This is a genomic window from Chitinophaga sp. sic0106 (assembly GCF_019219075.1).
Classification (GTDB): domain Bacteria; phylum Bacteroidota; class Bacteroidia; order Chitinophagales; family Chitinophagaceae; genus Chitinophaga.
This window is the reverse complement of record NZ_JAHUWJ010000007.1, coordinates 1-25,014: the sequence shown is the minus strand read 5'-3', so window position 1 is coordinate 25,014 and position 25,014 is coordinate 1. Positions and strand designations below refer to the sequence as shown.

The 25,014-nt window shown below is 51.7% G+C and carries 17 protein-coding genes; 15 read left to right on the top strand and 2 right to left on the bottom strand.

All coding sequences use genetic code 11. The features are described 5' to 3' along the window. From KW844_RS12160 to KW844_RS12130, 7 genes are all read left to right on the top strand, one after another. Positions 1-3,837, top strand: coding sequence for a TOMM system kinase/cyclase fusion protein (locus KW844_RS12160; RefSeq protein ID WP_218377009.1), 3,837 nt, complete (start codon positions 1-3; stop codon positions 3,835-3,837). Positions 3,838-3,848: 11 nt separating this feature from the next. Next, positions 3,849-4,199: a hypothetical protein gene (locus tag KW844_RS12155; protein WP_218377008.1), complete on the top strand. Its 351-nt coding sequence runs from the start codon at positions 3,849-3,851 to the stop codon at positions 4,197-4,199. A 13-nt stretch (positions 4,200-4,212) separates the two neighbouring features. After that, a complete protein-coding gene (locus KW844_RS12150; protein WP_218377007.1) occupies positions 4,213-4,920 on the top strand; it encodes a hypothetical protein in 708 nt (235 codons plus the stop codon). Beyond that, positions 4,898-6,850, top strand: a complete 1,953-nt coding sequence (locus tag KW844_RS12145; RefSeq protein ID WP_218377006.1) for a TOMM precursor leader peptide-binding protein — start codon at positions 4,898-4,900, stop codon at positions 6,848-6,850. The genes KW844_RS12150 and KW844_RS12145 overlap by 23 nt, the downstream gene beginning before the upstream one ends. 165 nt (positions 6,851-7,015) lie before the next feature. Then, positions 7,016-7,693 (top strand): hypothetical protein, encoded by a 678-nt coding sequence (locus KW844_RS12140; protein ID WP_218377005.1) that lies wholly within the window; start codon positions 7,016-7,018, stop codon positions 7,691-7,693. Positions 7,694-7,751: 58 nt separating this feature from the next. Beyond that, positions 7,752-8,777 carry a hypothetical protein gene (locus KW844_RS12135; protein ID WP_218377004.1) on the top strand — a complete coding sequence of 342 codons (1,026 nt, stop codon included), beginning with the start codon at positions 7,752-7,754 and terminating at the stop codon, positions 8,775-8,777. Positions 8,778-8,894: 117 nt separating this feature from the next. Beyond that, positions 8,895-9,443, top strand: coding sequence for a hypothetical protein (locus KW844_RS12130; RefSeq protein ID WP_218377003.1), 549 nt, complete (start codon positions 8,895-8,897; stop codon positions 9,441-9,443). A gap of 59 nt (positions 9,444-9,502) precedes the next feature. On the opposite strand, the gene KW844_RS12125 is transcribed toward KW844_RS12130, so the two are convergent. Beyond that, positions 9,503-10,387 (bottom strand): retropepsin-like aspartic protease, encoded by an 885-nt coding sequence (locus KW844_RS12125; RefSeq protein WP_218377002.1) that lies wholly within the window; start codon positions 10,385-10,387, stop codon positions 9,503-9,505. 423 nt (positions 10,388-10,810) lie between these two features. Here KW844_RS12125 and KW844_RS12120 point away from each other — a divergent pair, with 423 nt between their 5' ends. Genes KW844_RS12120 through KW844_RS12085 form a run of 8 tightly spaced genes read left to right on the top strand, consistent with a single transcriptional unit; the run spans position 10,811 to position 22,871 of the window. Next, complete coding sequence (locus KW844_RS12120; RefSeq protein ID WP_218377001.1) at positions 10,811-13,921, top strand: TonB-dependent receptor; 3,111 nt, start codon at positions 10,811-10,813, stop codon at positions 13,919-13,921. 18 nt (positions 13,922-13,939) lie between these two features. After that, positions 13,940-15,295 carry a RagB/SusD family nutrient uptake outer membrane protein gene (locus KW844_RS12115; RefSeq protein ID WP_218377000.1) on the top strand — a complete coding sequence of 452 codons (1,356 nt, stop codon included), beginning with the start codon at positions 13,940-13,942 and terminating at the stop codon, positions 15,293-15,295. Positions 15,296-15,320: 25 nt separating this feature from the next. Beyond that, the gene (locus tag KW844_RS12110) at positions 15,321-16,661 is read left to right on the top strand and encodes a DoxX family protein (RefSeq protein WP_218376999.1); all 1,341 of its coding nucleotides are present in this window, start codon (positions 15,321-15,323) and stop codon (positions 16,659-16,661) included. 20 nt (positions 16,662-16,681) lie between these two features. Continuing rightward, positions 16,682-18,331: a hypothetical protein gene (locus tag KW844_RS12105; protein WP_218376998.1), complete on the top strand. Its 1,650-nt coding sequence runs from the start codon at positions 16,682-16,684 to the stop codon at positions 18,329-18,331. A 22-nt stretch (positions 18,332-18,353) separates the two neighbouring features. Beyond that, positions 18,354-18,845, top strand: coding sequence for a c-type cytochrome (locus KW844_RS12100; protein WP_255578375.1), 492 nt, complete (start codon positions 18,354-18,356; stop codon positions 18,843-18,845). A 17-nt stretch (positions 18,846-18,862) separates the two neighbouring features. Then, the gene (soxC, locus tag KW844_RS12095) at positions 18,863-20,074 is read left to right on the top strand and encodes a sulfite dehydrogenase (protein WP_218376997.1); all 1,212 of its coding nucleotides are present in this window, start codon (positions 18,863-18,865) and stop codon (positions 20,072-20,074) included. Then, positions 20,071-21,507, top strand: coding sequence for an NAD(P)/FAD-dependent oxidoreductase (locus KW844_RS12090; protein ID WP_218376996.1), 1,437 nt, complete (start codon positions 20,071-20,073; stop codon positions 21,505-21,507). The genes soxC and KW844_RS12090 overlap by 4 nt, the downstream gene beginning before the upstream one ends. 23 nt (positions 21,508-21,530) lie before the next feature. Further along, positions 21,531-22,871 carry a YeiH family protein gene (locus KW844_RS12085; protein WP_218376995.1) on the top strand — a complete coding sequence of 447 codons (1,341 nt, stop codon included), beginning with the start codon at positions 21,531-21,533 and terminating at the stop codon, positions 22,869-22,871. A 46-nt stretch (positions 22,872-22,917) separates the two neighbouring features. Here the strand turns inward: KW844_RS12085 and KW844_RS12080 are convergent, their stop codons facing one another. After that, the gene (locus KW844_RS12080) at positions 22,918-24,756 is read right to left on the bottom strand and encodes a UbiD family decarboxylase (RefSeq protein WP_218376994.1); all 1,839 of its coding nucleotides are present in this window, start codon (positions 24,754-24,756) and stop codon (positions 22,918-22,920) included. Positions 24,757-25,014: the final 258 nt, after the last annotated feature.

Sequence of the window (25,014 nt, the reverse complement as noted above, 5' to 3'; positions counted from 1 at the left end):
ATGATACATCAAACCATGCGGACTGCCGGTTTTCCGGTAGTAAGCAACTATGAACTGCTGGAAGCAGCCGGAGAAGGCGCTACCTGTCATGTGTACAAAGCCATACAGCAACATACCCGGCAGCTGGTGGCGCTAAAGGTACTGAAGCCCCTGCTGTCGGAATCTATCCAGCTCACGCGCTTTGAGCGTGAAGCAAAAGTATGTGCGGGCATTAGTCACCCCTATATTGTAAAGCTGCTCGATAAAGGCAGGACTTCCGATGGCGTGCCCTTTGTAGCTTTTGAGTTCCTGGAAGGTTTAACGCTCCGGCAGCAGCTGCAACAACACGGGCCCCTCACCATTGCCGAAACGCAGGCGCTGATGGGGCAGCTGCTGGATGCGCTCTGCTGCGCACACGCCAACGGCGTGGCCCACCGGGACCTGAAGCCGGACAATATCATCATCATCCGCTCCGGCGCCGTGCCCCATGTGAAAATACTCGACTTCGGCATCAGCACGTTTGTGCAGGATTTGCAACATGGTGATACGATGGGAACGCCGGCCTACTGCGCACCGGAGCAACTCCGCGGGGAGCCGCCTACCACCCGCGCCGACCTCTACGCCTGGGGCCTCATACTGATTGAGTCCCTCACCGGCTGCGCCGCCATCCAGGGCAACAGCATCGCCGATATTTATTATCAGCAACTCAGTCCTGATACCATACCCATCCCTGCATTTCTGAAACAGCATCCGGTATATGACCTGTTGCAGGCCGTCCTGGCAAAGCATCCCAACGATCGTATGGGTGATGTGCACACGCTGTTTGAGCGCTTCCGGCAGCTGGATTTATCCACCCTGCAACTGCTACCCGCCTCACAGGTGGCCCTGGAGGAACACGGACATCTGACTCAGGATAACTCACTGGCATGGATGTACGAAAAAAAGGACAAACGCCAGATTACTATCCTGTGTGCCAGCATCAGACTGGTACATTCGCCCGATACTACCGCTGATGAAGATATACTAGAAGAAATTCAGAAGGCACAACTTACTGCCTGTACCGACATTGCCACCCGCAATGGAGGCTTTCTGAAAGGTGTGTACGCGGATCAGTTTATGATCTATTTCGGCTATCCCACCTCGGAAGGGAATGCTGCCTACCTGGCTGGCAAAGCTGCTTTTGAGATACTAACGGCCACGGAGGCACGCAGTAAACGCCTGCAAAGGCAATATGGGCTCCAGCTCGATACCCGCATCAGTATTCATACCGGTAATGTTATTTGTCGCCCGCAGCGCATCCCCGAAGGCCATGCCCCTAACCACGCCCATCGCCAGCTGGCACAGGTTGCCAGTCAGCGTATAGTCGTTTCCGTAGCGGCGCGGCAGCTGTTGTCGCACATGGCGGTGTTTGAGCGACTCCTCCACACCGCCGAAGAATTTGCGGATGCCGCCTATATGGTAAAAGAACGCAGTGGCAGCGCCTTTGCTCACTTGCTGGATGGTGGCAGCAAAGAACTCTATGGCCGTTCACAGGAATTACAAACTATCCGGCAGGCCTGGGAGCAGGATAGTGCCGTGCTACTCATCCGGGGCGTAGCCGGCATGGGCAAGTCAAAGCTGGTGTACGAAGCATCTCGCATGGCAGCCAATCATCTCCTGGAAATCCGGTGCATGCCGGAATACCGGCATCGCGATCTGTACATCATCTTCAGCCTGCTGCAACAGTACTACGGCTTCAGGCCGGAACTGCCCCAGGAAACGAACCTGCAGCTGCTGGTGAATATGCTGGATAATGCAGGTATAGCAAAGGATACGGTGATGCCTATACTCTTATCGTGCCTGGGTATGGCATTTACGGCTGAATTTCAACCGTCGTTACTATCGCCGGGAGAGCAGCGCCGACAGCTCGTGCACACCCTGATCCAATGTTTGACCAGCATCTCCCTGGAAAAAAAATACCTGGTGATCATTGAAGATCTCCACTGGATAGATTCAGGCAGTGCCGCTGTGCTACAGGAAATAGCGGAGCAGCAGTTGTGCAGGAATATGTTGGTGATACTAACCACCAGGCCTTCCTTTGAGATGCAATGGCAGACTGGTAAAGTGTTGGAACTAGGGCCGCTGGATACCGCTGCTTCCACCACGCTGATAGCGGACCTGCTGCAACACAAGCAGGTGGAGCCGGCGTGTATGCAGTACCTGTTGCGGCATACAGACGGTATCCCGTTTTTTATAGAAGAGTTTACCCGCTACCTGCTCTCAAAAAATATGCTGGTACTGGAGGATAATAGTTACCGGTTTGCAGATCCCACCTTCGAACTAACGGTGCCGCTTACACTAAATGAGGTGCTGGTGGCGCGACTCGATGTACCCGGCGCAGCCCGCGAAACCGCCCAGCTGGCGGCTTGTGCTGGCAGGGAGGTATCTTGGCAACTACTGCGGCAGATTTCCTCGCTGGAGGAAGAAATGCTGCAACAGCACCTGCAAACATTGGAGGCACATGATATCATGTACCGGCTGCATACGGAAAAAGGGCTGGTATATGTATTTCGTCATGCCCTGATCGCTGAGGTAGCCTATCATAGCCTGCTGCTGAACATGCGGAAGGTTATACATGCCCGCATCGCCAACGTGCTGCTGCAGGATGATCTTCCAAATGATCCGCATCATGCTGCTACCATTGCAAGGCACCTGTATCAGGCCGGCAAATGTATGGAAGCGGTGGACTGGCAGATTAAAAGCGTACAACTGATGCTGGGTGGTATCACCGGTAAGGAATCGCTGGTACTGTGCCAGCAGGCCCTGAAATGGTTGTATTCCCAGCCGGAAGATGCGGTACGTACGCAAAAGGAGGTGATGGTGCGCCACCTGATGCTGTCGGTATTGGTAGTGCTGGAAAGCTATGGCGCGCCGGCGGTGAAAGAGCAGCTGGACATACTGCTGGAACTGTATCAGTGCCGCGAGGCCAACGAGGAAATTTTGCCGGCGATGCTCATGTATTGCAATTATTACGCAATGACGGGCAACTGGAAACAGGCCACTACTACGGCGCGGCACCTGCATGAGGTAGCGCATGCCACCAAAAATCTGAAATACCGGATCGTATCCTCCGTTTACCTGGGGCTGCAATATTTTAATAACGGCGAGTTGCGGCATGCTGCTGCCATGATGGAAGAAGCCCTGCAGCTCTATGATGCAGCGTTGCATAATAGTCTCGCCTACGAATTTGGACTGGATCAGGAAGCGCTGGCCAGCAGCACACTTGCCTGCGTGTATACGCTGGCCGGCGAGGCAGATAAGGCCGAAACAATGGTACGGCGCGCCATTGCCAAGGTGGAGGCTATCGCGCATCCGCATACCAGTGCATCCACCTGGCTGGGCCTGGCCTGTGTATATTTTTACCAGGGCAACCGGGAACAGGTAAATTATTACAGCCAGGCTTTGTTACAGGTCAATGAATCGAGCCAGCTGCATATGTTTGGTAACTACGGCGCCATTTTACAGGCATGGGCGCAGCGCGACCTGCAAGCCGCTAAGGCAGCGCTGGAGCAGGAAGCACGGAAAGGGATTCAGTCGATGAACAGTTTCTGGAATGCGGTGGTGGCGGAAATAGAAATGCATGCAGGGGAAAATGAGTCGGCGATGAACCGGCTGACTAATGCATTATCGCTCATAGGTGATGCGGATGGAGCACTGTACCATGCCGAAATACATCGGCTGCTGGCCGTTTTGCACGCAGGCAATCGTAATGATGCGGTGGCTGCCGAACACCTGCAAACTGCAGCTACGATTGCACTGGGCCAACAAGCCGGGTTACTACGGCAACGTATATACGCAGAAATGAATCACGCACTTTAAAACCAAAATATATGAACCCTGAATTATCCAACAGATGGCTGGAAGCCTATTATTCAGCCGTACAATTTTGCTGGACGCAACCGGCGTTTCAGGACAAATTGATTGCAAACCCGAGGGCCGTACTGGAGCAGGAATTTGGCTTCACTTATCCGTCCGTGCTGGACCTGCAATTTCGGTTTGTGCCCGATCAGAATTTTTCGGCTTTCCCGGAATTTCCGATCAGCATTTTCGATTATCCGCCTGCTACCACCGTTTCCCTGTTGGTGCCTTTGGTGCCGCCGGCGCCTACCGGATTCACTGACCTGGCATACCTGGTAGATTTGCAATCACCGGAACCACTATGCTGCTGCATGTGCTTCTGATAAAAATTTAGCTATGCATTCTTTATTTATTTCTGACACGGGCCTTCACGGGCAGTTCATAGAGATGTACCGCGACGCAGCCCACACACAGCTTTTTGGCTGGATGTGCAGTTACCCGGAAAATGATCACCCCGGCAGGGTGGTGGAACTATGGGCGCTGATGTCCGGTGAAGATGTGAATTTATCCGGAGTAGCATTTTATCCGGTGCAGGTAACCACCGGTTTTGTGCCACATAATTTTGAAACGTGGCTACTGAAATTACAGGAGGGGCCTGACTTTGAAGCCTTCATTTATCGCGTGGCAGCTTTTGAGCTGCCGGATACAAAGGAGAGCTTCATAGGTACGATGGCAAACGGTATTTACAACAGCAGTGGTGATTTACACAGTAAGCCTGTGCTGGTGGCGGTAACGCTGATGTCGGCGCAGCGGCAGCTGGATGAGCAGGCAGCTGTTTCCGAGCAACTGATGCTGATGGGGACTTTCGAGGCCTCGCAGCCGCTGTTGTTGTATTCGCCGGTGACCCTGCTGGAGCCGCCTGTAACTTCAGAGGAGTTTCTTTCCAGCAAAGGTATTCCCGGAATCACGCTCACGGGCACTAAAGCCACGGTGCCACTGCGGGAGCGGGTGCTCACGATTGTGGGCTCCAGCTCGCCGGAGCAGCACATTCAACGCTTAACAGCATTAAAAGAATTAGCCGATGGCATTACAGTCAATGGATGATTTGTTGCTGCTGGCTCCTGGCTCGCGCTTCCTCCCGTTGGGGGAGGTAGCGGGCCTGGTGCTGGGCAGCAGCCGAATAACACCTGTATCGGGCAGGTTGCCGGTGGCGCTGATAAATATGGTGCAGCAGCAGTCTGTATCTGCCGCCGGCTGCGTAAGAGAGTTGCAGTCCTGCTACCCCGTACCGTATTTATTGATGGAGCTGGACCGCTTAAAGCGCGATGGCGTGTTTACCAGTCGCCAGCGCGTGGAGGAAGAGTATGTACTATTGCAGCACCTTACTATTGCCGATGAAAAGTATGTAGTGGATCAGGTAGATGGAAATGCTTTGGTGGCGGCACTTTCCTCGTGGCGCAATACCATGGCGACAGGTAAGTGCTGGGTGCCGGTGATTACCGGTAACGGCTATACGACGATTGGTCCGGTATTTCATAGCGACAGTCCCTTTTGCCCGCAGTGTATGTTTGCCCGCATCGACCGGTACGTGAAGGAAGGTGAGGAGGACATAAGCGTTATTGCTCCGGTGGCGCCTGAGCTGGGAGCTGCCGTGCAGGAGGCCTTGCTGCACCTGGTGGCGGCGCCGCATACCGGGGAATATTTCCATGTGGGTGAGCAATACGGGCTGCATCAATATCAACTGCAGCGGCGTCCGGAATGTACCATTTGTGGCGACCCCGGCTTAGTGGCCCGGCTGATGCAGGCACCTGTAACGCTGACGGATACACGCACGGCATATCGCGCAGCGCCGCCTGCCGTCACCTGGGAAAAATGGAGTCACCATATAAATCCGGTAATGGGTATTGTGCGCCATTTTGAAAAGATCGGTGATTATACCTGGCGGGCATTGCTGCCCGATGCTGCGCCGTTTACTTTTTTACGTGCTTACGGGAAGGGCTATACGGAAACAGCGGCCATGGTAAGCTGCCTCTGCGAGGCCATAGAGCGATGGAGTGCCTGCTGGCGTGGTGATGAGCCACTGTTGCTGGCTACAGTAGCGGAGTTGCAGCCGTATACGGTATCACCCGCTGCGGTGCAGCATTTTGCTCCGCAGCAGTTACAGTGGCCGGAAGACACACCAGCCCTGGGTCCGGTGCCGGATACGCTGGTAGTAAACCGCTGGCTGCCGGCATGGTCGCTTACACACCAGGAGCGGCGTTACGTGCCTGCGGATATGGTATTATATAATTTGCCTGTTACGGGAGATGGCAGGGCTGCTGTGTTTGATTCCAACGGTATGGCTGCAGGGAGTACCATGCCGGAGGCCATTTTGCAGGGGTTGCTGGAGCTGATAGAGCGGGATGCTGTGGCTATCTGGTGGTTTAACCGCTTACAGCGGCCGGAGGTGCCGCTGGCGCTGATGCAGGACCATGAATGGTGGCAGCAGCAATGGGAGCGGCTGATGGTCGCTGGCTGGCAGGTGCAACTGCTGGACCTCACCATTGATACGGGCGTATATGTGATAGCAGCAGTGGGAGAGTACGCAGGTGCTTACCTGACTGGCTATGGCTGTCATTATTCCCTGAAAGAAGCTATGCTACGGGCTTTTACTGAGCTCATACAGATACAGGCGATCATGGCGCCGGTGCGGCCACCGGAAGGCCTGGAAACAGATTATTTACGGTCGCATGCAGCTGCAAAACGATTCGATGCTGCAGTCGTAAAAGGGACGGCGGAGGAAATGTGTGCGCAGTTAATAGCAGGACTGCAAACAATACAAATAGAAACCATCGTGGTCGACTGCACCCGTCCGGATGCGGGCCTGCCGGTGGTGAAAGTGCTGGCCCCCGGTCTGCGTGCTTTCAGGCCGCGCTTTGGTGCCGGCAGATTGTATGAAGTGCCGGTAGCATTGGGTTTGAGAGAAGAGGTGCAGGCCTACCAGGCGCTCACCCCTATGTGGCTGGTGCCATCACAAGGCAATACAGCAAAGTAAGTTTTACATCTCCCGGAAAAAACTAAATGAAATATGATGAAATAGGAATGCGACAGCTGCCATTGTAGTTTTGAGGTATCAAGTCAAACGGAGCTCCACGACTGATATCGGGCGGAAACCGAAAAGCCTTAACAGAGTAGGTGATCAATACTAAACTATGAAACAATGGCAGATTACAGTTTAAACGTTGGCTTTACCAACGATCAGTTAAAGACATTATACGCTACAGGTACCAACGTAGTAGTAGCAAAACCCTCAGGCGCGGGCAACCCGAATGTGGCCTGGCAGGTATTCAAACCCTTAATGGCTAACCAGCTGGCATGGGACGAACAGTATGGTCTTTATGCTTCTACCAGCAATGTTACCAACGGCGCAACACTCACCCAAATGTCAAGTGTACCTGTAGGTGCAGCTATGAATAAACTCTACACCCTGCAGGATTCCGGGGTAATTTCCGGCCCGGCCAGCGGTGGGCAGCAAAATGCCTTTTCATTACTGAATGTATACAGCGGCATGCCTTATATGACCGTTGGTTTGTACCAGAATGCGAATGTAAACGGAATAGATATTCTTGGCAACGCCATTTCAGCGGTGCCAGTGCTGAAAATGAGCACCGCCGTGATGACTCCTTACACCACCGTTTACATCTGGTTGCAATCCCAGGTAGCAAGTAATTCAGTAGTAACCAATGTAACCTCTCCAATGACGCAGTTGAATTTCGGTGGCGGTATAAACAATATCTCCGTGGCATACGACAGCGACTCAGGTACCTTTTTGCCTACCGGTAATTTCTCCATGACTGCAAAAAAGCCTGAAGTTATCATCATTGAACCATCACTCTGATTTCCACTATTAATAACCTGGAGGAGGCCTTAATGGGCCTCCTTTTTAATTCAATCCTATGGAAAAGATAATGAGTGGCAACACATCGCTGGACGATCTGTTATTCGCCATGCAACAGCGTAATCTTGTTTACAACGGCGATTTCCGGTACTACAGCAACCAGGTACTCACCGGTGGGCTGGTCACTTATAATTGTCCGGATGGCTGGGTATTCTCAAATCCGGGTTCCTTTGCTTCAGTAGGTTTTGATGTAGCCAGCAATAGTTGCTTTATCAATACCGGCGGAAGCTCGCAAACAGTGAGTCTTCACCAGGCCATACACGAATTTCCCCGCTGGCAGCAAACCTTACCGGGTAGTTATGTATCTGCCACCGTTATCATGAACGTTTCCGGTAACTACGCGGTAGACGTAGCGCTTACGGATGGTATAGATGCCGATACGGTGACCAAAAGTTCAGGCGGCGACCTGCAGTTTGATTTGCAGCTCAAGGTGAATAACAATGCTACCGGTGTGTACCTGGCCATAGAATGCACAGTACCCAATGTGCGGATCAAAATTTCCCAGGTATATGCAAATGTTGGAATGGTAGCTATTGGCACACTCCCGGGTATGGTGCAGGGTATCATTGGAGAAAGACGGCAGTATGTAGGCACTGAAACTGCTCCGGCAGAAGAGATATCCCTTTGTCAGCCACCCGTTTCACTGGGCGCTGGCTACACCCGGCTGAACTCCGTGGTAAACGGCCGCTTTGGCAGCAGCGGCAGTGGCATCTCCCTGACACCGGATATGCGCGGTTATTTCAGCCGTTCCTGGAATAATGGAGCTATCACCGATCCGGATGCCGGCCAGCGTACTGCCCTGGGAGGCAGCATTACCGGGGATAATGTGGGTACGGTGGAACAGGACATCTACCAGAAACATAACCACCCACTGATATGGAGCGCCAACCAACCCGGCATGAACGGCAACGCAGGACCGGTTACCGTCATCAACACAGCGCAGCAATCCAATACCGGCGATGCCGGCGGTAATGAAACTAGACCTAAAAATATCGCAGAGCTGTATACCATTAAATGGGCCTGATCATAAAAATAGCAGTTAGTAATGATTCTCGATTCGGGGCTGGCTGTTGAGCCGGCCCTCTTTGTGTGGTGTGAGAATATCCTAAAAAAGCTATCTTCGCCGCCAAAAATCACCCGCATGCACCTACGAAATATCCTCCTTGCCCTGTTCGCCCTGTTGCTTACTGCTACTGCCTTTGCCGGGGGCATGTCTGCCTGGGAGGAGAAAACACCCAAAGGCAACACCATTTACCACGATGGCACTGCCGGCGGCTGGATAACTTTGACCATGGATACCACGGAAGTCATGTTCAGGCATTTCTATTTCTATAAAGGCTGTACCATCGCTACGGACGACTCCCTGCATTACATCATCAACGAAAATAATAATACCGTACAGCGCTTTGATAATGAGGCTGCCTGGAAGGCCGCCATCAAAGCGCAACATTTGAACCCGCTCTGGAAAAGAGAATATAACGATTCCTATGGCACCGATAAATTCGGGCATATATTGCTGCTGATTTTCTTTCCGATCCCCTTACTGCTGCCAATATTATGGCTGGTGTGCCTGATCAGCCTGTTTTTTCCTTCGGGGAAGTTTTTCGCAGCGAGGAAGCATTTTTCCTGGATATACCCGGTGATAGTGCTGTTGGTAATTTTTTACGATAACATACCGCAGAGTATTTGATCGGCAATAAAAAAAGCGGTTGCATCTTTTGGATACAACCGCTTTTCCATATTATTATCTTACTTCCCCACCAGCAGCACATTCTTACTCAGGTCAAAAGTAATTTTTGGTCCGAGCCAACTAATCCACATAATACCATCATAAATTAGCCCGTCAATAAATTGCACCGGGAAATGTTCGGTATGTACAGCAGGAGTGGCAGCAGCAGCTATTTTATTGAGTTTGGTAAGGTAGATATTCGAGACAAATTTTTGGTTCATTTCGCTTTTCTTTTCAATTCTTTTCACACGTGTACTGTCGCCCGCGTCCACCTGTAAAGCATTCATGAAGCGGGAATTGAGGCGGAATACATCTTTTCCGGCGCCACTATCCAGCGATACCTGCAATTGAAGCGTATCGTTTACCTTGAAGTAGGCAAACAAGGTCAGCGCTTTGTTGCGCGATTGCTCCTGCTGTACCGGTATGGCGCTGGCTGTTTTATGGATGGCCTGAAGTGTTGCCGGTGTTTCCAGGCGGATCACCTGTTGTTGCTGGTCAATCGTAAAAGGTACCGATTCCAGTAGTTTCAGGGAGATGATACCATCTATGCCACCCAGGTTCACATCCATATAACTGATCTCTTCGGTGGCTTTGCGATAGGAACCCAGCTGGAAATCCCTTACCTGGTACAGGTCTACATCAATCCTTTCGCCGGTAGCACGGAACCCGGTGTAAGCACCATCTTCTTTTACTAAATGGGGCAGCTTGTCCGCAAAAGTTTTTGTAAATAAAGTGAGTCCCGCGCCGGTGTCAAAAATAAATTTCCCTTCCACGCCGTCAATGTTGGCTTTCACCAATATATGGCCGGAAGGTAACAGCTCGAAGGGGATTTCATTCTTTGCCTTTTGGGCGTAAGCAGGTGCGGCAATAAAATAAAGCAGTAGCAGATATAGGAATGCCTTCATTTTTTTCCTGCGAATGTAATTAATTATTTTTTATAGAGAGATGTAACTGCGTATAGGCCTGCCTGTAAGGGTGTTTTGAAAGTTACCTGTGCATTATTATTTTTAATTAGTCTACTAAAACTATAGACTTTATGAAAATTATTGTATTATTGTAGTATCAGGCATTCCGAATGCCAATTAAACTATTTTCATCCGCCCCTACCATGTACGGCAATACAACCAGAACTACCATGATACAGTTATTAGCATGCAGACAATTTGAAAATCCAGGTTTCCGATGTTGTTAAAAATTCTCGTGAATAAATAAAAAAAGCCGGAACTGTTGGAGCAGTTCCGGCTGGCAAACAAGGCTGTGAGACATTTAACAGTGCAGTATGTAAATACATGCACCGGCCTTATTTTTTTCATACCAAAGTAAAGATAATGAAAATTGCTATTGCATGCAGTTTAGGACTGCTATTGCCCGTGATTTCCCGGGCACAGTCCAATCCTGTACCTAAATCGGGTACCATTGTACAGCACAACATCTCCCTGTCCGGAAAAATTATTGACGGCAAAACCTTGCAGCCGCTGGAAGGAGCGGTGGTACACATTAAAGGAACTACGCACGAAGTACAAACCAACCAACAGGGCGACTTCTTTTTCCGCACCGGACAAAAAGTCCCTGTGATCTACCAGATTTCTGCATTGGGCTACCAGCTTAAAGAAATTTATGTAGATCATTCCAACGCCGGTAACATCCCGCTAACAGAGCTTTCCCAGCAGTTAAATGACGTGGTGGTAGTAGGGTATGATACCCGTAAACGCCGCGACCTCACCAGCGCCATATCCTCTGTAAAAGGTGCAGATGTAGTGAGCTTACCTGTAGCCAGCTTCGACGCACAGCTGCAGGGCCGCGCCGCCGGCGTGCAAATTAATTCCAATACCGGTGTGCCCGGCGACGGTATATTCGTTCGCGTTAGAGGTACCACCTCCATCAATGCGGACAACAACCCGTTATACATAGTGGATGGTGTGTTTATCAATAACACCAGTCTGCAAACGGTGAGCACCGGCGGCCGCAGCGCCTCTGTGCTGGCGGATCTCAATCCCGCTGATATTGAAAATATTGAAGTGCTGAAGGATGCCAGCGCCACCGCCATCTACGGTTCCCGCGGCGCCAACGGAGTCGTAATCATCACTACCAAACGGGGTAACTACAATACTAAATCCCGCCTCAATGTGGATGTATCCGGGGGCGTAGCCTGGGCGCCAAAACTCTGGGACCTCACCACCGGCCCGCAGCACGCTGAACTCATCAACGAATTTTACCGCAACTCCCTCGCCGATGCACAGGCCGCTGGTGATGCCGCCGGCATCACCAAATATAGCTACCTGCCGTTCCGGTCCAAAACGGATAACCCTTCGGCAACGCCCGCCCCGCGCGGACTCCCGTCGGAACAACAAACATATGACCGCCTCGGTGAAGTGTTCGGCAACGCAGGGCTGCAAAACTATAACCTCTCCCTCGCCGGTGGCAACAAAGAAACTAAATACTACATCGGTGGTGGCTTCGCTAAGCAGGAGTCCATACTTAAGCCAATGGCATTCGACCGCGTCAGCTTCAAGCTGAACCTCGATCAGCGCGTCAACGACCGCATCACCGTAGGTACCAGCAACAGCTTTTCCCGTAGCTACCGCAACCAGGGTCGCGCCGGTGACGGACCACAGGGTGGACTCTTACAGGCAGCACTACATACCCCTACCTATCTCCCTGAAGTAAACGCGGATGGTACGCCCGCCAGATGGGCCGGATTTGACAACGTACAGGTATTGCTCAACAACTATGATGTCAACACCACCAGCCTGCGATATATTGGTAACCTATACCTGGATGCGAACATACTCCCGGACCTGAAGTTCCGTAGTACATTCAGCCTGGATTACGACAACTACAACGAATCGGAATACTGGAATAACCAAACCCAGCTCGGTGCAGCGCCCACTAACGGCCTCGCTACCTCCGCCATCACACAAAACACGGCATGGATCAACGAGCAAACGCTCTCTTACCGCAAACGCCTTGGTACCAACCACTTCCTGGGCATTTTGGCAGGTAATACCCTGCAAAGCAACACCATCGCCATAACATCCGCGCAGGGTACCGGCTTCGCCAGCAACTCCTATAAGAATATATCGTCAGCGGCTACACGTACCGCCGGACAAACCTGGACCAAGGTAAACCTGGCCAGCTTCTTCGCCCGCGTGGATTACAACTACGCCGGCAAATATTACCTGGAAGCCAGCTTCCGCGCTGATGGCTCTTCCAAATTCGGGGACGACACCAAATGGGGCTACTTCCCGGCAGTAGGTGCCTCCTGGCGAATTAAAGAAGAGTCGTTCCTGAAAAATGATAACCGCATCAGCGACCTGAAAGTACGTGTGAGCTATGGCATCACAGGTAACCAGGCAGGCATCGATAACTTCGCTTCTCAAGGCCTCTGGAGTGGTGGCTTCGGCTATCCGGATGGCAGTGCCGGCGACCAGCCCGGTACTGCACCGCAACAACTCTCCAACCTCAACCTCCAGTGGGAGCGTACCAGCCAGGCCAACGCCGGCCTGGACCTCGGCCTCTTCGATGGCAGGATCAACCTCACCGCAGATGTATACTATAAATACACCAACAACGTATTACTGCGTTTACCCGTTGAAGGTGTAACCGGCTTCGGCAGCATCAACAGCAATGCAGGTGAAATCAGCAACAAAGGCTATGAAATAGGTATCAACACCGTTAACATTGCCGGTAAGTCGTTCCGGTGGAGCAGCAACCTCACCATCTCCGGCAATAAAAACCGCATTGAAAAATTACCAACCCCGATTTACCAGTACAACCGCGACTGGATCATCATGCAGGAAGGCTCACCTATGTACTCCTTCTGGCTGTATAAGCAGCTGGGCGTGGATTCCAAAACAGGAAACGTGATTTTTGAAGGCGCCGAAAATGGTAAACTGCCGGTATCCGCCAGGAAAGTAATGGGCAACGCTATGCCTAAATTTTTCGGGGGCTTCAGCAATACCTTTTCCTGGAAAGGGTTCGACCTGGGCATATTGTTCTCCTACCAATATGGCAATGATGTATACAACCTCAATAAATTTTTCGGTGAAGGTGGTGGCACCAGGGATGCCAACCGTGTACTGGTGGCCGATCAGCTGAACCGCTGGCAAAAGCCCGGCGATGTAACGGATGTACCGCGACTCACCGCATACGGCCTTAACTACACCATTGATCAGAACAGCCGCTTCCTCGAAGATGGTTCCTTCCTGCGCCTGAAACAGGTATCACTCAGCTACACCATTCCTAAAAGCGTGAGCCAGCGCCTGCATATCAGTCAGCTACGTGTATACGTGATCGGTAGTAACCTCTGGCTGCTCACCAACTACAGCGGCCCTGATCCGGAAGCGAACGTTACTTCTATCCAAACCGTGCAAGGGCTTGATCTGGGCACACCGCCGCAGCCACGCAGCATACAGGCCGGCATTAACCTCACCCTTTAACCGAAAAACTACCAACTCATGAAAATATTCATAAAATATAGCAGCATCCTGGTTACTGCGCTGACGTTGTTGTCGTGCCAGAAATTCCTGGATGTAAAACCAAAGGACTCCGTTTCCGATGATCAAACGATCGTAGATAAAACCTCCGCACAAACCGCTTTGCGTGGCACCTACCGTAAGCTGGCCGCCGATGGTTACTATGGCAGCCTGTTCCAGACCTTTGGCTACCTGCCGGGTGACAATGTACAGTGGACCGGCTCCCAGTCAGTGATACAGCAGTTTATCACCCATAATATCCAGGCGGATAACGGCAACCTGGCTACGGTATGGTCGGCCATCTATGCCACCATCAACAGTGCCAACCATGTTATCACAAAAGTACCGGGAGTAAAGGATGCCACGTTCACGGAGGCCGACAAAAACCAGATCGTAGGGGAGGCACTGTTTATCCGCGCACTAAGCTATTTCGACCTGGCCCGCACCTGGGGAAATGTGCAAATAACGTTAACGCCTACACTTACCGCTACTGATAAAAGTCAGACGCAGCAAAGTACTCAGGAGCAGGTGTATGCGCAGGCACTGGCGGACCTCAACGCCGCCGAGCCGCTGCTGAAAGCGCCCACCACACCTAATCCGGTGAGGGCTAACCTGGAAACCGTATGGGCGCTCAAAGCCCGCTGGTACCTCTACAAGGGTCAGTGGAGCGATGCCGCTACCTACGCCTCCAAAGTGCTGGCTAATCTGAAAAACTACCAGCTGCAACAACCTTACGCCGCCTTCTTTTCCCCAGCCAGCACTGTGGCCACCAAAGAGAGCGTGCTGGAGTTGTCGTACAGCGCCACCTATACCAACGGCCACCGCAACTACTGGCAGCCACCTGCCAACGGCGGTACCCGCCAGTGGGCACCTGCTGATGCGTTGGTAACGCTGCTCAATGATCCTAAAGTGGGCGGTAACCGCAATATGCTCATCGCAAAAACCAGTGCAGGCCTGTGGTATGGTAACCTTTATTATCGTAGTCCCGCCACTGATCCGGCTTACCTGATTCGCATAGCAGAGCTGTATCTCGTATATGCGGAAGCGTTAGCACAACAGGATAAACCAGCCGAAGCGCTGATCCCGCTCAACGCTATTCGCGTGCGGGCAGGCCTGGAACCATTTACCAACGCCGATAAGTCGGCCGTACTGCTGGCTATCGAAAACGAAAGGAGAGTAGAGTTTGCACTGGAGCCACACCGCTGGTTTGACCTCGTAAGAACCAACAGGGCAGGGGCGGTACTCGGTGTCACAGATGCCAACAAGTTCCTGTTCCCCATTCCGGCGCAGGAAGTACGCTTATCAAACGGAAAATTAACCCAGAACCTGGGCTATTAATACATCACATTTATAAATAGCAGCCATGAGTATCATTGCACAAACAGGGGAATTGCACCCATGGAAGCCGCAGCAGAAGCTGCTCTTCCGCATACTGTTCGTATACCTGTTGCTACAGGTACTGCCGCTCGACTGGACATTTTACCGCTACCTCGGGAGCATCAGCTGGGGACATACTACCTACCAGGATATTTTTAACCTGGCACACTACAGTACCCGCTTCACCGCAGGTCCGGCTACGTTTGCCGACTGGGGCATCCTGCTCGTAATCGCTGTGGTGTCTGGCGTGGTATGGACCTACCGCGACGCCAACAAAACGGCCGACTATAACCAGCTCTGGTACTGGCTTCGGGTGCTGGTGAGATACAGGCTGGCACTGGCAATACTGGCCTACGGATTTATCAAATTCTTTCCGTTGCAGGCGCCTTATCCATCGCTCAGTAATTTGAATACCGCCTATGGTGCGTTTAACCGCTGGAAACTTTTTTCCATGAGTTTAGGGATTGTGCCCGGGTATGAATTATTCCTGGGGCTGGTAGAAATCCTGCTTGCGGTAGCATTGTTGTATCGTAAAACCGCCTCCATAGGCGCTTTCCTGTTTCTTATTTTTTGTGGTAATGTGTTCATATCCAATATCGCCTATGAAGGAGGGGATACGGTGTACAGTTTGCAGCTCATCCTGTTCGCCTTTTTTATTTTCAGTTTTGATTTTTTTCGCATAGTGAGATTGTTACTGCTACAGTTACCAACTGCCCCGAATACATTCCGGCCGCAGTTCAGCAATGGACTGAGTGTAGCGCGGATAGCGCTGAAGTCGGCCTTTGTACTCTGTTTCATCGTGATCTACGGCATTAAAACAGGCATCGGTGCAAAGAAGGACCCTTACCAGTTTCCCGGTACACCAGGGTTAGCAAATGCGGAGGGACTCTATAACGTATCTACGTATGTGCTTCAACGTGATACCATCGCCTATTCTCCTGTGGACCCTCATCGCTGGCATAATGTGGTATTCGAAAGCTGGAATACCATCTCCATAAAATCCCTGGAACCAGTAACCGTAGATAACAATAACGCACATACGGTGATTACTGCACAGGAGCCGAGGAATTATGAATCGGAAGGTACCAATGGCCGCCGCTATTACAGCTATACCATCGATACTGCGCACCATCAGCTGCTGCTGAAAAATAAGAATCCCCATTACAAAAATGAGGTGTTCGCCCTTACCTATAGGAGGCCTACGCCGGAGCAGCTGGTGCTGCAATCAGGTGATTCGCTGTATGTAGTGCTGGACAGGCTGCCAAAAAAATACCTCCTGCAGGAGGCCACTGGTGGTGGCAGCAGAACCAGGAAACTGAAATTATAAACGGCTAAAAATATTTTTGTATGTCGATATCAGAAATTAGTGTGCAGGATGCCAACGTAGCTGATAGCGCTAAGGCAGCTGTACATACAGGCCAGGCACCGGCTGTAAAACGGGACTGGAAAGGCTACGAGAAGATTTTATTTCGTATAGCCTTCCTCTTCTTCATCGCTATTTCTATTCCTAATACACCGGAATGGTATGCGCAACTGTTTGGGCTCAACTGGCTGCAGCTGAATTACCGCGATCTGTACGACATCGCGCGTTTTGGCTCCGGCATCAACTTCTTTGGTAATACCATATTGGGTACCAGCTTACTGGGCTATGCCAACTGGATTACGACCTTGCTGATCGCCACGGCCGGCGGCCTGCTCTGGACTGCCATTGTGAAAACGCGTAAAACAGAACGGGCGGAATACTACACGCTGTACTACTGGCTGCGCGTGGTGGTACGCTACCGTGCAGGCATTGGTATTATCGGTTTTGGATTCACAAAGCTGTTGCCTTTGCAGATGCCATATCCATCTTTTGGGGTGCTGAATACGAACTTCGGCGACTTCACTGCACAAAAGATCTACTGGCTATCCATCGGGATTGTGCCCTGGTATCAGGTGTTTGCAGGAGTAGTGGAGGTGGCAGCAGGTTCATTATTGTTTTTCCGTAAAACTACTACCCTGGGGTCTATCTTATTGCTGGCGGCACTGGGAGATATTGTGTATGTGAATTTTGCATATGATGGCGGTGTACACGTGTACAGCAGCTATTTCGTACTGCTGGCCGCATTCCTGCTGGTGAATGATGTGCCTAAAATTTACCGCCTGCTGATACAGGAGAAATTTACGGTTCCTGTTCATTACTATCCCACGCTGAACAGGGCGGGGCTGGTGCTGCGGGTGAGCCTTAAATCCCTTACGATCTTCCTTTTCCTGGGCGTGCTTTTCTATCTCCAGTTAATCAATTTTTTATATGACCCGTATAAACAGCCTGCAGTAGCAGGTGTGAAGGAACTGCGGGGTAATTATAATGTGACGGAATTCCGGATCAATGATCAGGTGATTCCTTTTAACCCACTGGATACCGTTCGCTGGCAGGAAGCTACTTTCGAAAACTGGTCCACTTTTACCTACCGGGTCAACAAGCCACATCCCCTGGATTTGTCGAATGGTGGCGGAGATCCGCAGCGGGATGTAAACAGGACATTTGAAATTACCGGTGTTGCCGGCGGACAACGTGCCTTCCACTACTTCGCAGATGAAACCAATCATACCCTCTACCTCGAAGATAAATACAAGGCTGTTCCCGATCGTAGAAACAGAACGGCCGGTGTAGGTGGCGATGGTGGCACTGCTGCCAACTTTGGTGTGGAAGCGGAGCAGGAAAAACCTGCTGAAAAACAGGAGGACTGGATACCTGCTGCTGCGCAGAAAAACATCAGGGATGAAGCGCTGCAAATTGAGCCCATCGCACTTTCTGCACGCCGTGCCCGCGATTACGCCGCGGCAAAGAAAAATGAAAAACGAAATCGGTTTGTGGTACAATACAACACCACTGATGGTAATCACATCATCCTCACCGGCACAGATGAAAAGAAAAATCGCATCTATGTGGTATTGGATCGGGTAGACAAACATTATGCGCTGGAACCAGGTAAACTACAGGCGGGAAAATATTAGCGTGTGGACATGCCTGTTAGTCATGGTCATAAGCTGCAACCGTTCACCGGAGCGCTTTGGCATTGGCAGGCCTGCCACACAGCACGAAATTGATGCCGTCAACATCTCTATTGCACCGGATGGAAAAGGACTGCCACCGGGCACGGGCCATGTAGCCGAAGGCAGGGCGCTGTTTATTGCTAAATGCGCACCCTGCCATGGTCCTACCGGTACAGAAGTGCCACAATACAGGCTGGTGGCTACTCCTGATGATACTACGCATACCAGGGCTATTGGTAACTACTGGCCGTATGCTACCACGCTGTACGATTACATCCGCAGGGCCATGCCTTTTAACGCACCCGGCTCACTGAGTAATGAGGAGGTGTATCACCTCACCGCTTTTCTGTTGTACAGCAATCAGCTGATCGACAGTAATAGGGTGATCAGCGCACGTACCCTGCCAGGTATTGTGATGCCTGCCCGTAAATGGTATGTCAACGACGACCGCCGCGGCGGCAATGAGGTAAGGTGATTTAAAAACAGTAATGAATGAAGGAAGATCAGATAAAGCGAAGAACATTATTGCGTGCCGCAGCAGTTACTGCGTTAGGGTCTTTAGTGCCGGGCCTTTCGGCCCGGCGGATGCCGGAGGCCGCCCCGGAGGACCCCACGAAAGTCCCGGGTACACCCGTAGGCAAGGTGGGCACCAGGTCGCCCTTCGAACAACCACAAAAAAAGGCTTCCGATATCTCCGCCCGCTCGCCCTTGCAGGACTTCTACGGCATCATTACCCCGTCGGACCTGCATTTTGAAAGGAGTCACAATGGCGTGCCCCGCATCGATCCGAATAGGTATGAACTGCTGATACATGGTATGGTGGAGCGTCCTATGGTTTTTACTTTAAAAGATCTGAAGCGTTTCCCGGCATTATCGCGCATCGCGTTTATAGAATGCTCCGGCAATTTCAGGTCTGGCAAAACAAACATGACACCGCAGGAAATCTGCGGACTCACCAGCCAGAGCGAATGGACGGGCGTGATGCTCAGCACCCTCTTCCGGGAGGTGGGCGTAAGTCCCAAAGCCACCTGGTTCCTCGCCGAAGGCTCCGATGCTGCTGTGATGACGAGGAGTATACCAGTACGCAAGGGCTGGGAAGATGCCATGATCGCCTACGCACAAAACGGAGAAGCCATCCGCCCTGAACAAGGCTACCCGGCAAGATTGTTTTTACCAGGATGGGAAGGCAATACCAACGTGAAATGGATCAGGCGGATTGAACTGTCGGACCAGCCTTTCATGACCCGGGAGGAGACTTCCAAATACACAGAAACGATCAAGGGTGGAAAGATTCGCCAGTTCAGTTTCGATATGGATGCCCGTTCCATCATCACCTATCCCAGCTATCCGCAAACCGTGGAAAAGGGATGGATAGAGATTCGTGGTCTTGCCTGGAGCGGCCGCGGGAAAATCAGCAAAGTGGAAGTCAGCACAGATGCCGGTAAACACTGGCAGGCAGCCACTTTGCAGGAGCCGGTGCTGGATAAGGCACACACTGCTTTTCGCTACGGCTGGCACTGGAACGGTGACACCACAGAAATTATGAGCAGGGCAGTGGACGATACGGGCTATACCCAGCCCACCCTTAAACAGCTGACGAACGCGCGTGGCACAGATATGGGAGGGTATCACCTGAACCCTGTGACTGCCTGGGTCATCCAGCGCGACGGGACTGTACTTTTTAAACCGGAGAAATTCAGATGAGCAGGAGCACGAATGATTATGACGCCATAGTAGTGGGTGCAGGTCCTAACGGGCTGGCAGCCGCTATCACCTTGCAGCAGCACGGACTACAGGTGCTGCTGCTGGAAGCGAAGGATACGGTTGGCGGTGGTACTCGTACCAAAGAACTGACCTTACCGGGCTTTCAGCATGATGTATGCTCCGCCATACATCCCATGCTGATTATGTCCCCTTTCTTTCAGCAGTTGCAGCTGAAAGATTACGGCCTGGAGCTCATTTTTCCGCCGGTGGCTGCTGCCCATCCTTTTGATGATGGCAGCGCCGCGGTGCTGCGGGGTTCCGTGGAAGATACTGCCGCTTTACTGGGTACTGACGGTGACGCCTACACGCAGTTGGTTGCTTCGTTGGTGAAAAATTGGAAGGACCTGGGCCCGGATATTCTGGGTCCCCTGCATTTTCCCAAGCATCCGTTGCAGCTGGCGGCCTTTGGGCTCACGGCATTACGGTCCGCAGATGCAATTGTAAAGCGATTCCGCACCAAACAGGCGCGTGGCCTCTGGGCGGGCATGGCAGCGCATTCCATGCTGCCGTTCAATTACCTCTCCAGCGCTGCCATCGGTACGGTGCTGTGTACTGCCGGGCATGTGGCGGGGTGGCCGCTGGTGAAAGGCGGCTCGCAGGGTATTGCCAACGCAATGGCAGCGTTATTTACCGCCTTTGGTGGCGACATCGAAACCAACTCGCCGGTAGATGATTTGTCGCACCTGCCGCCTGCAAAGCTATTGCTGCTGGACGTTTCACCACGGCAACTGGTGCAGATGGCCGGTACGCGCCTGAGCGGGAGTTATGTAAAAAAGTTGAGCCGTTACCGTTATGGCCCGGGTGTATGTAAGGTGGACTGGGCGCTGGACGGCCCTATTCCTTTCGTGAATGACGATTGTCGCCGCGCAGGCACCGTGCATATCGGCAATACCTATGAAGAGATTGCTGCTGCGGAGGCAGGCACCTGGAAAGGGCAGCTCTCCGAAAAACCCTTTGTACTGCTGGCACAGCAAAGTTTATTTGATAGTACCCGCGCGCCCGAAGGGCAGCATACGGCCTGGGGTTATTGCCATGTACCTAACGGCAACACCGCCGATATGACCAGTATCATTGAAAACCAGGTGGAGCGCTTTGCGCCGGGGTTTAAAAAACGCATTGTTGGCAGGCATGTGATGAACGCTGCCGCAATGGAAACCTATAATGCTAACTATATAGGAGGAGATATTAACGGCGGCGCCATCGACATCTCCCAGTTATTTACCAGACCTGTGCTGAGCAGTTCACCCTACCGCACCAGCGCAAAAGGGATTTACCTCTGTTCGGCTTCCACGCCGCCGGGAGGCGGTGTACACGGCATGTGTGGCTATCATGCGGCCATGCGCGCCTTAAAAGATATTAAAGTAATTCATTGATCATTTCTAATACACGCTTACAGATGAGCCAACAACCTTTATCAATTGTATCACCACAAAAATCATGGCTGGAAAGTCTCACCGAGGACTGGTGGGCAGTACTTACCGGCGGCTTTATTATCCTCGCCATCCTTGGCATAGCACTGGCGTTGCCAGGCTTTAAATTTACCTTGCCGGCATATGGCTGGAGCAATGCTGCGGAACTGACCGGCAAAGTGCTGGCACCCGCCAATCTGTTGCTGATCGTGCTTACGGGTGTTATCTTTTTTGTACTTTCTGCTATTGCAGTGAAATCGATGGGCGACGATATGAGCAAGTACATCGCAGGGTTTGGGGTGTTGTACCTGCTGGCGGTGATTTCGCTGATCATTGCCGGTAACAAAACATTATCGTACTACGGACTCGAATACGTGGTATTCGCACTCGTGCTGGGCCTTTTTTTAGGCAACATCAACGTTACCCCGGAGTGGCTGAAGAAGGCCGCCCGTTCTGAGTTTTTTATCAAAACCGGGTTAGTGATTCTGGGTAGCAGTATTCTTTTTACAGATATTATTAAAGCTGGGTTACCTGGTATCATACAGTCGTTGCTGGTAGTGGCGGCAGTATGGTTTTTTGCCCTCTGGTTCAGCAGGAAGTTAAAGGTAGATGATGAGTTTGGCGTGATCCTGGCGTCCGCTGTTTCCATTTGCGGCGTGGCGGCAGCCATTGTGGCAAGTGGTGCTATCCAGGGTGATAAAAAGAAACTTTCCTATATCACTACGTTGGTGCTGCTGGTAGCAATTCCAATGCTGGTGTTGCAGCCATGGCTGATACGGGAGTTTCACATCCCTGAAATTATTGGCGGTGCCTGGCTGGGAGGTACGCTGGACACTACTGCATCTGTGGCTGCCGCTGCGCAATTGGTAGGCCCTGCCGCCGTGAAAGCAGGAGTGATCATCAAATTTTCTCAGAATGTGCTGATAGGGATCGCCGCATTTTTTATTGCTATCTGGTGGAGCTACAGAGGAAAAGCAGAGGGTAACGCTAACGAACAAACGAAATCTCCCGGATTGGGTATTGTATGGGAGCGCTTCCCGAAATTTGTATTGGGCTTTATTGCGGCATCACTGCTGTTTTCCTTTGCCGTGCCGGGCGAAACCATTGGCCAGGTAAAGGATATATTGAAGAGTCTACAAACGATATGGTTTGCGCTCGCATTCGTGTCTATCGGTCTGGAAGCCCGTTTCGGGGACCTGGTGAAAATTGAAGGTGGCCGCCCGGCGATTGCGTTTATTGGCGCGCAGGCGTTTAATGTACTGTGGACACTGCTGTGGGCCTGGATCTTGTTTGGAGGGTATTTATTTCCGATACCGGATATTAAGTAAGTATTTTAACTTTTTGGAGGATGCCAATGGCATCCTCCAAAAGGAGCTATATGATCCCATGCAGCACCCCGCCTTTCTTTCCCATATCATCCACCCTGGCTTCCACAGCAGGGTCCAGGATGAGTGGCGGCGCGTGATGCGGCTTGATTCGTGCATCAATAATCAGTGGCCCTTTACAACCCCAGTGTTTATGGCGGATAAAGGCGTTGATGCCGTGTATATCATGTGACGGGTTACTGCGTGTAAACGTAACCCATACAAAGTTGTTGATGGTGGCCGCGGTGAAGCCGGCATCATCACAAAGGACGATCAATGCCAATCCGTTTAGTGGCGCATTTTTCAGGTGATCGTTGAGGATGGCAATCTGTTCGCCCGCTTCAGCTTCACTGCCATAAGCAGGTGCATCCAGGGCGAGTACGCCCGGCATAGCCAGTTTGAAAGCACCGAAAGGCCTTGGTACGCTAAAAGTCGACGGTACTTCCTGCCACAATTCCCTGCGCTTTTCTCCGGCAGCTGCAATGGCCACCTTACTGCCGGCATTGAGGTCACTGCCGGAATAATCCAGCGTGTCAATGGTGGTATTGGTATAAAAGTGCAGATCCCGGGTGGTGTCAATGCGTTCGAGCATATGCACCAGGAATTTACTGATATCGTGGGTATGCAGCGAAGGATCATCTTCCCTGGCGCAGATGAACAGGTATTTGGCCAGGCTCAGTTGATTACTGCCGAGGATATGATTGGCGATGGTGAGTATTTCCTGTGGTTTACGTTCCTTCAGATACGGCGTATATCGCTCGCTGCCGATGGCAAACAGCAGGGGGTGTACGCCTGCGGCATCCACAGCGTGGATTTCCTGCACCCCTGGAATTTCCTGTGGTATGGCGTTGCCGGTGATTTCATGGATCAGCGCACCAAAGCTGGTATCTTCCTGCGGAGGGCGCCCCACCACTGTAAATGACCAGGTAGGATTCTTTTTGTGATATACCCTGCTCACTTTCATGAGTGGGAAGGGGTGGGTGAGACTATAATACCCCAGGTGATCGCCGAAGGGGCCTTCCGGCTTGTTCTCGTGCGGCATTACGGTACCGGTAATCACGAAGTCGGCGTCCGCTGAAATGCAGTAACCCTCGTCATCATAGAAGTATCGGAAGCGGCGGTTGCCCAGCGCGCCGGCAAACGTCATCTCCGACAATCCTTCCGGCAGCGGCATTACGGCCGACAACGGATGGGAGGGAGGTCCGCCCACAAAGATGCTTACTTTCAGTGGCTGCCCTTTGGCGTTGGCCTTGGTTTGATGGATGCCAATGCCGCGGTGCAGCTGGTAGTGCAGCCCTATTTCCTGGTCCTGTATGTAATCGTTGCCGGCCAGCTGAATACGGTACATGCCGAGGTTGGCATTCATGATGCCCGGCTTGTCTGCATCTTCGGTATACACCTGTGGCATGGTCACAAATGGCCCGCCATCCATAGGCCAGTTAACGATTTGAGGTAGTTCGCTGATCTTGGTGCGGCCGTAGGAGATAGGCGCGTTTTTGCCCGTTTTCATGGGCAATGCCGAAATAGCCGTAGCAGCTACGTTGAGGTAGCGGAACGGATGTTTGATAGCTTTTATCGGGTCGCCCTTAATATCTACAAGTGTTTTGATCTTTTCCAGCGTATCTCTGAACATGAATTTGGAGCGGTCCAGGGTACCAAAAAGATTGGATACCGCAGGGAATTTGCTGCCTTTTATATTTTCAAAAAGCAGTGCCGGTCCGCCATGTTCGTATACCCGTAGATGTATGGAAGCCATTTCCAGGTAAGGATCTACTTCCTGTTTAATACGGATCAGATGCCCGTGCCGTTCCAGATCATTGATGCAGTCTTGTAAGCTATTATACCCCATTTTGTCGTTCTTAGATTGAATCCGGCCAAAATTAGAGCAATTTTGCTAATAATAACCTGTTCACTTACCGGGAAAGAAAAAGGCGCCACCGGCGCCTTTTTCTTTCCCGGAATTTAAAGCGGGGCGAAGGCTAGTCATGGTCGGAAGAAATTCCGACCATTTCTTTATGTTTTGAAGTAAATATCAGGATTTCCGCCACATAAGACAACGATTTGAGCAATTGCCAGATCCCTGACTTCCATAGCCATGCGCCTTTTT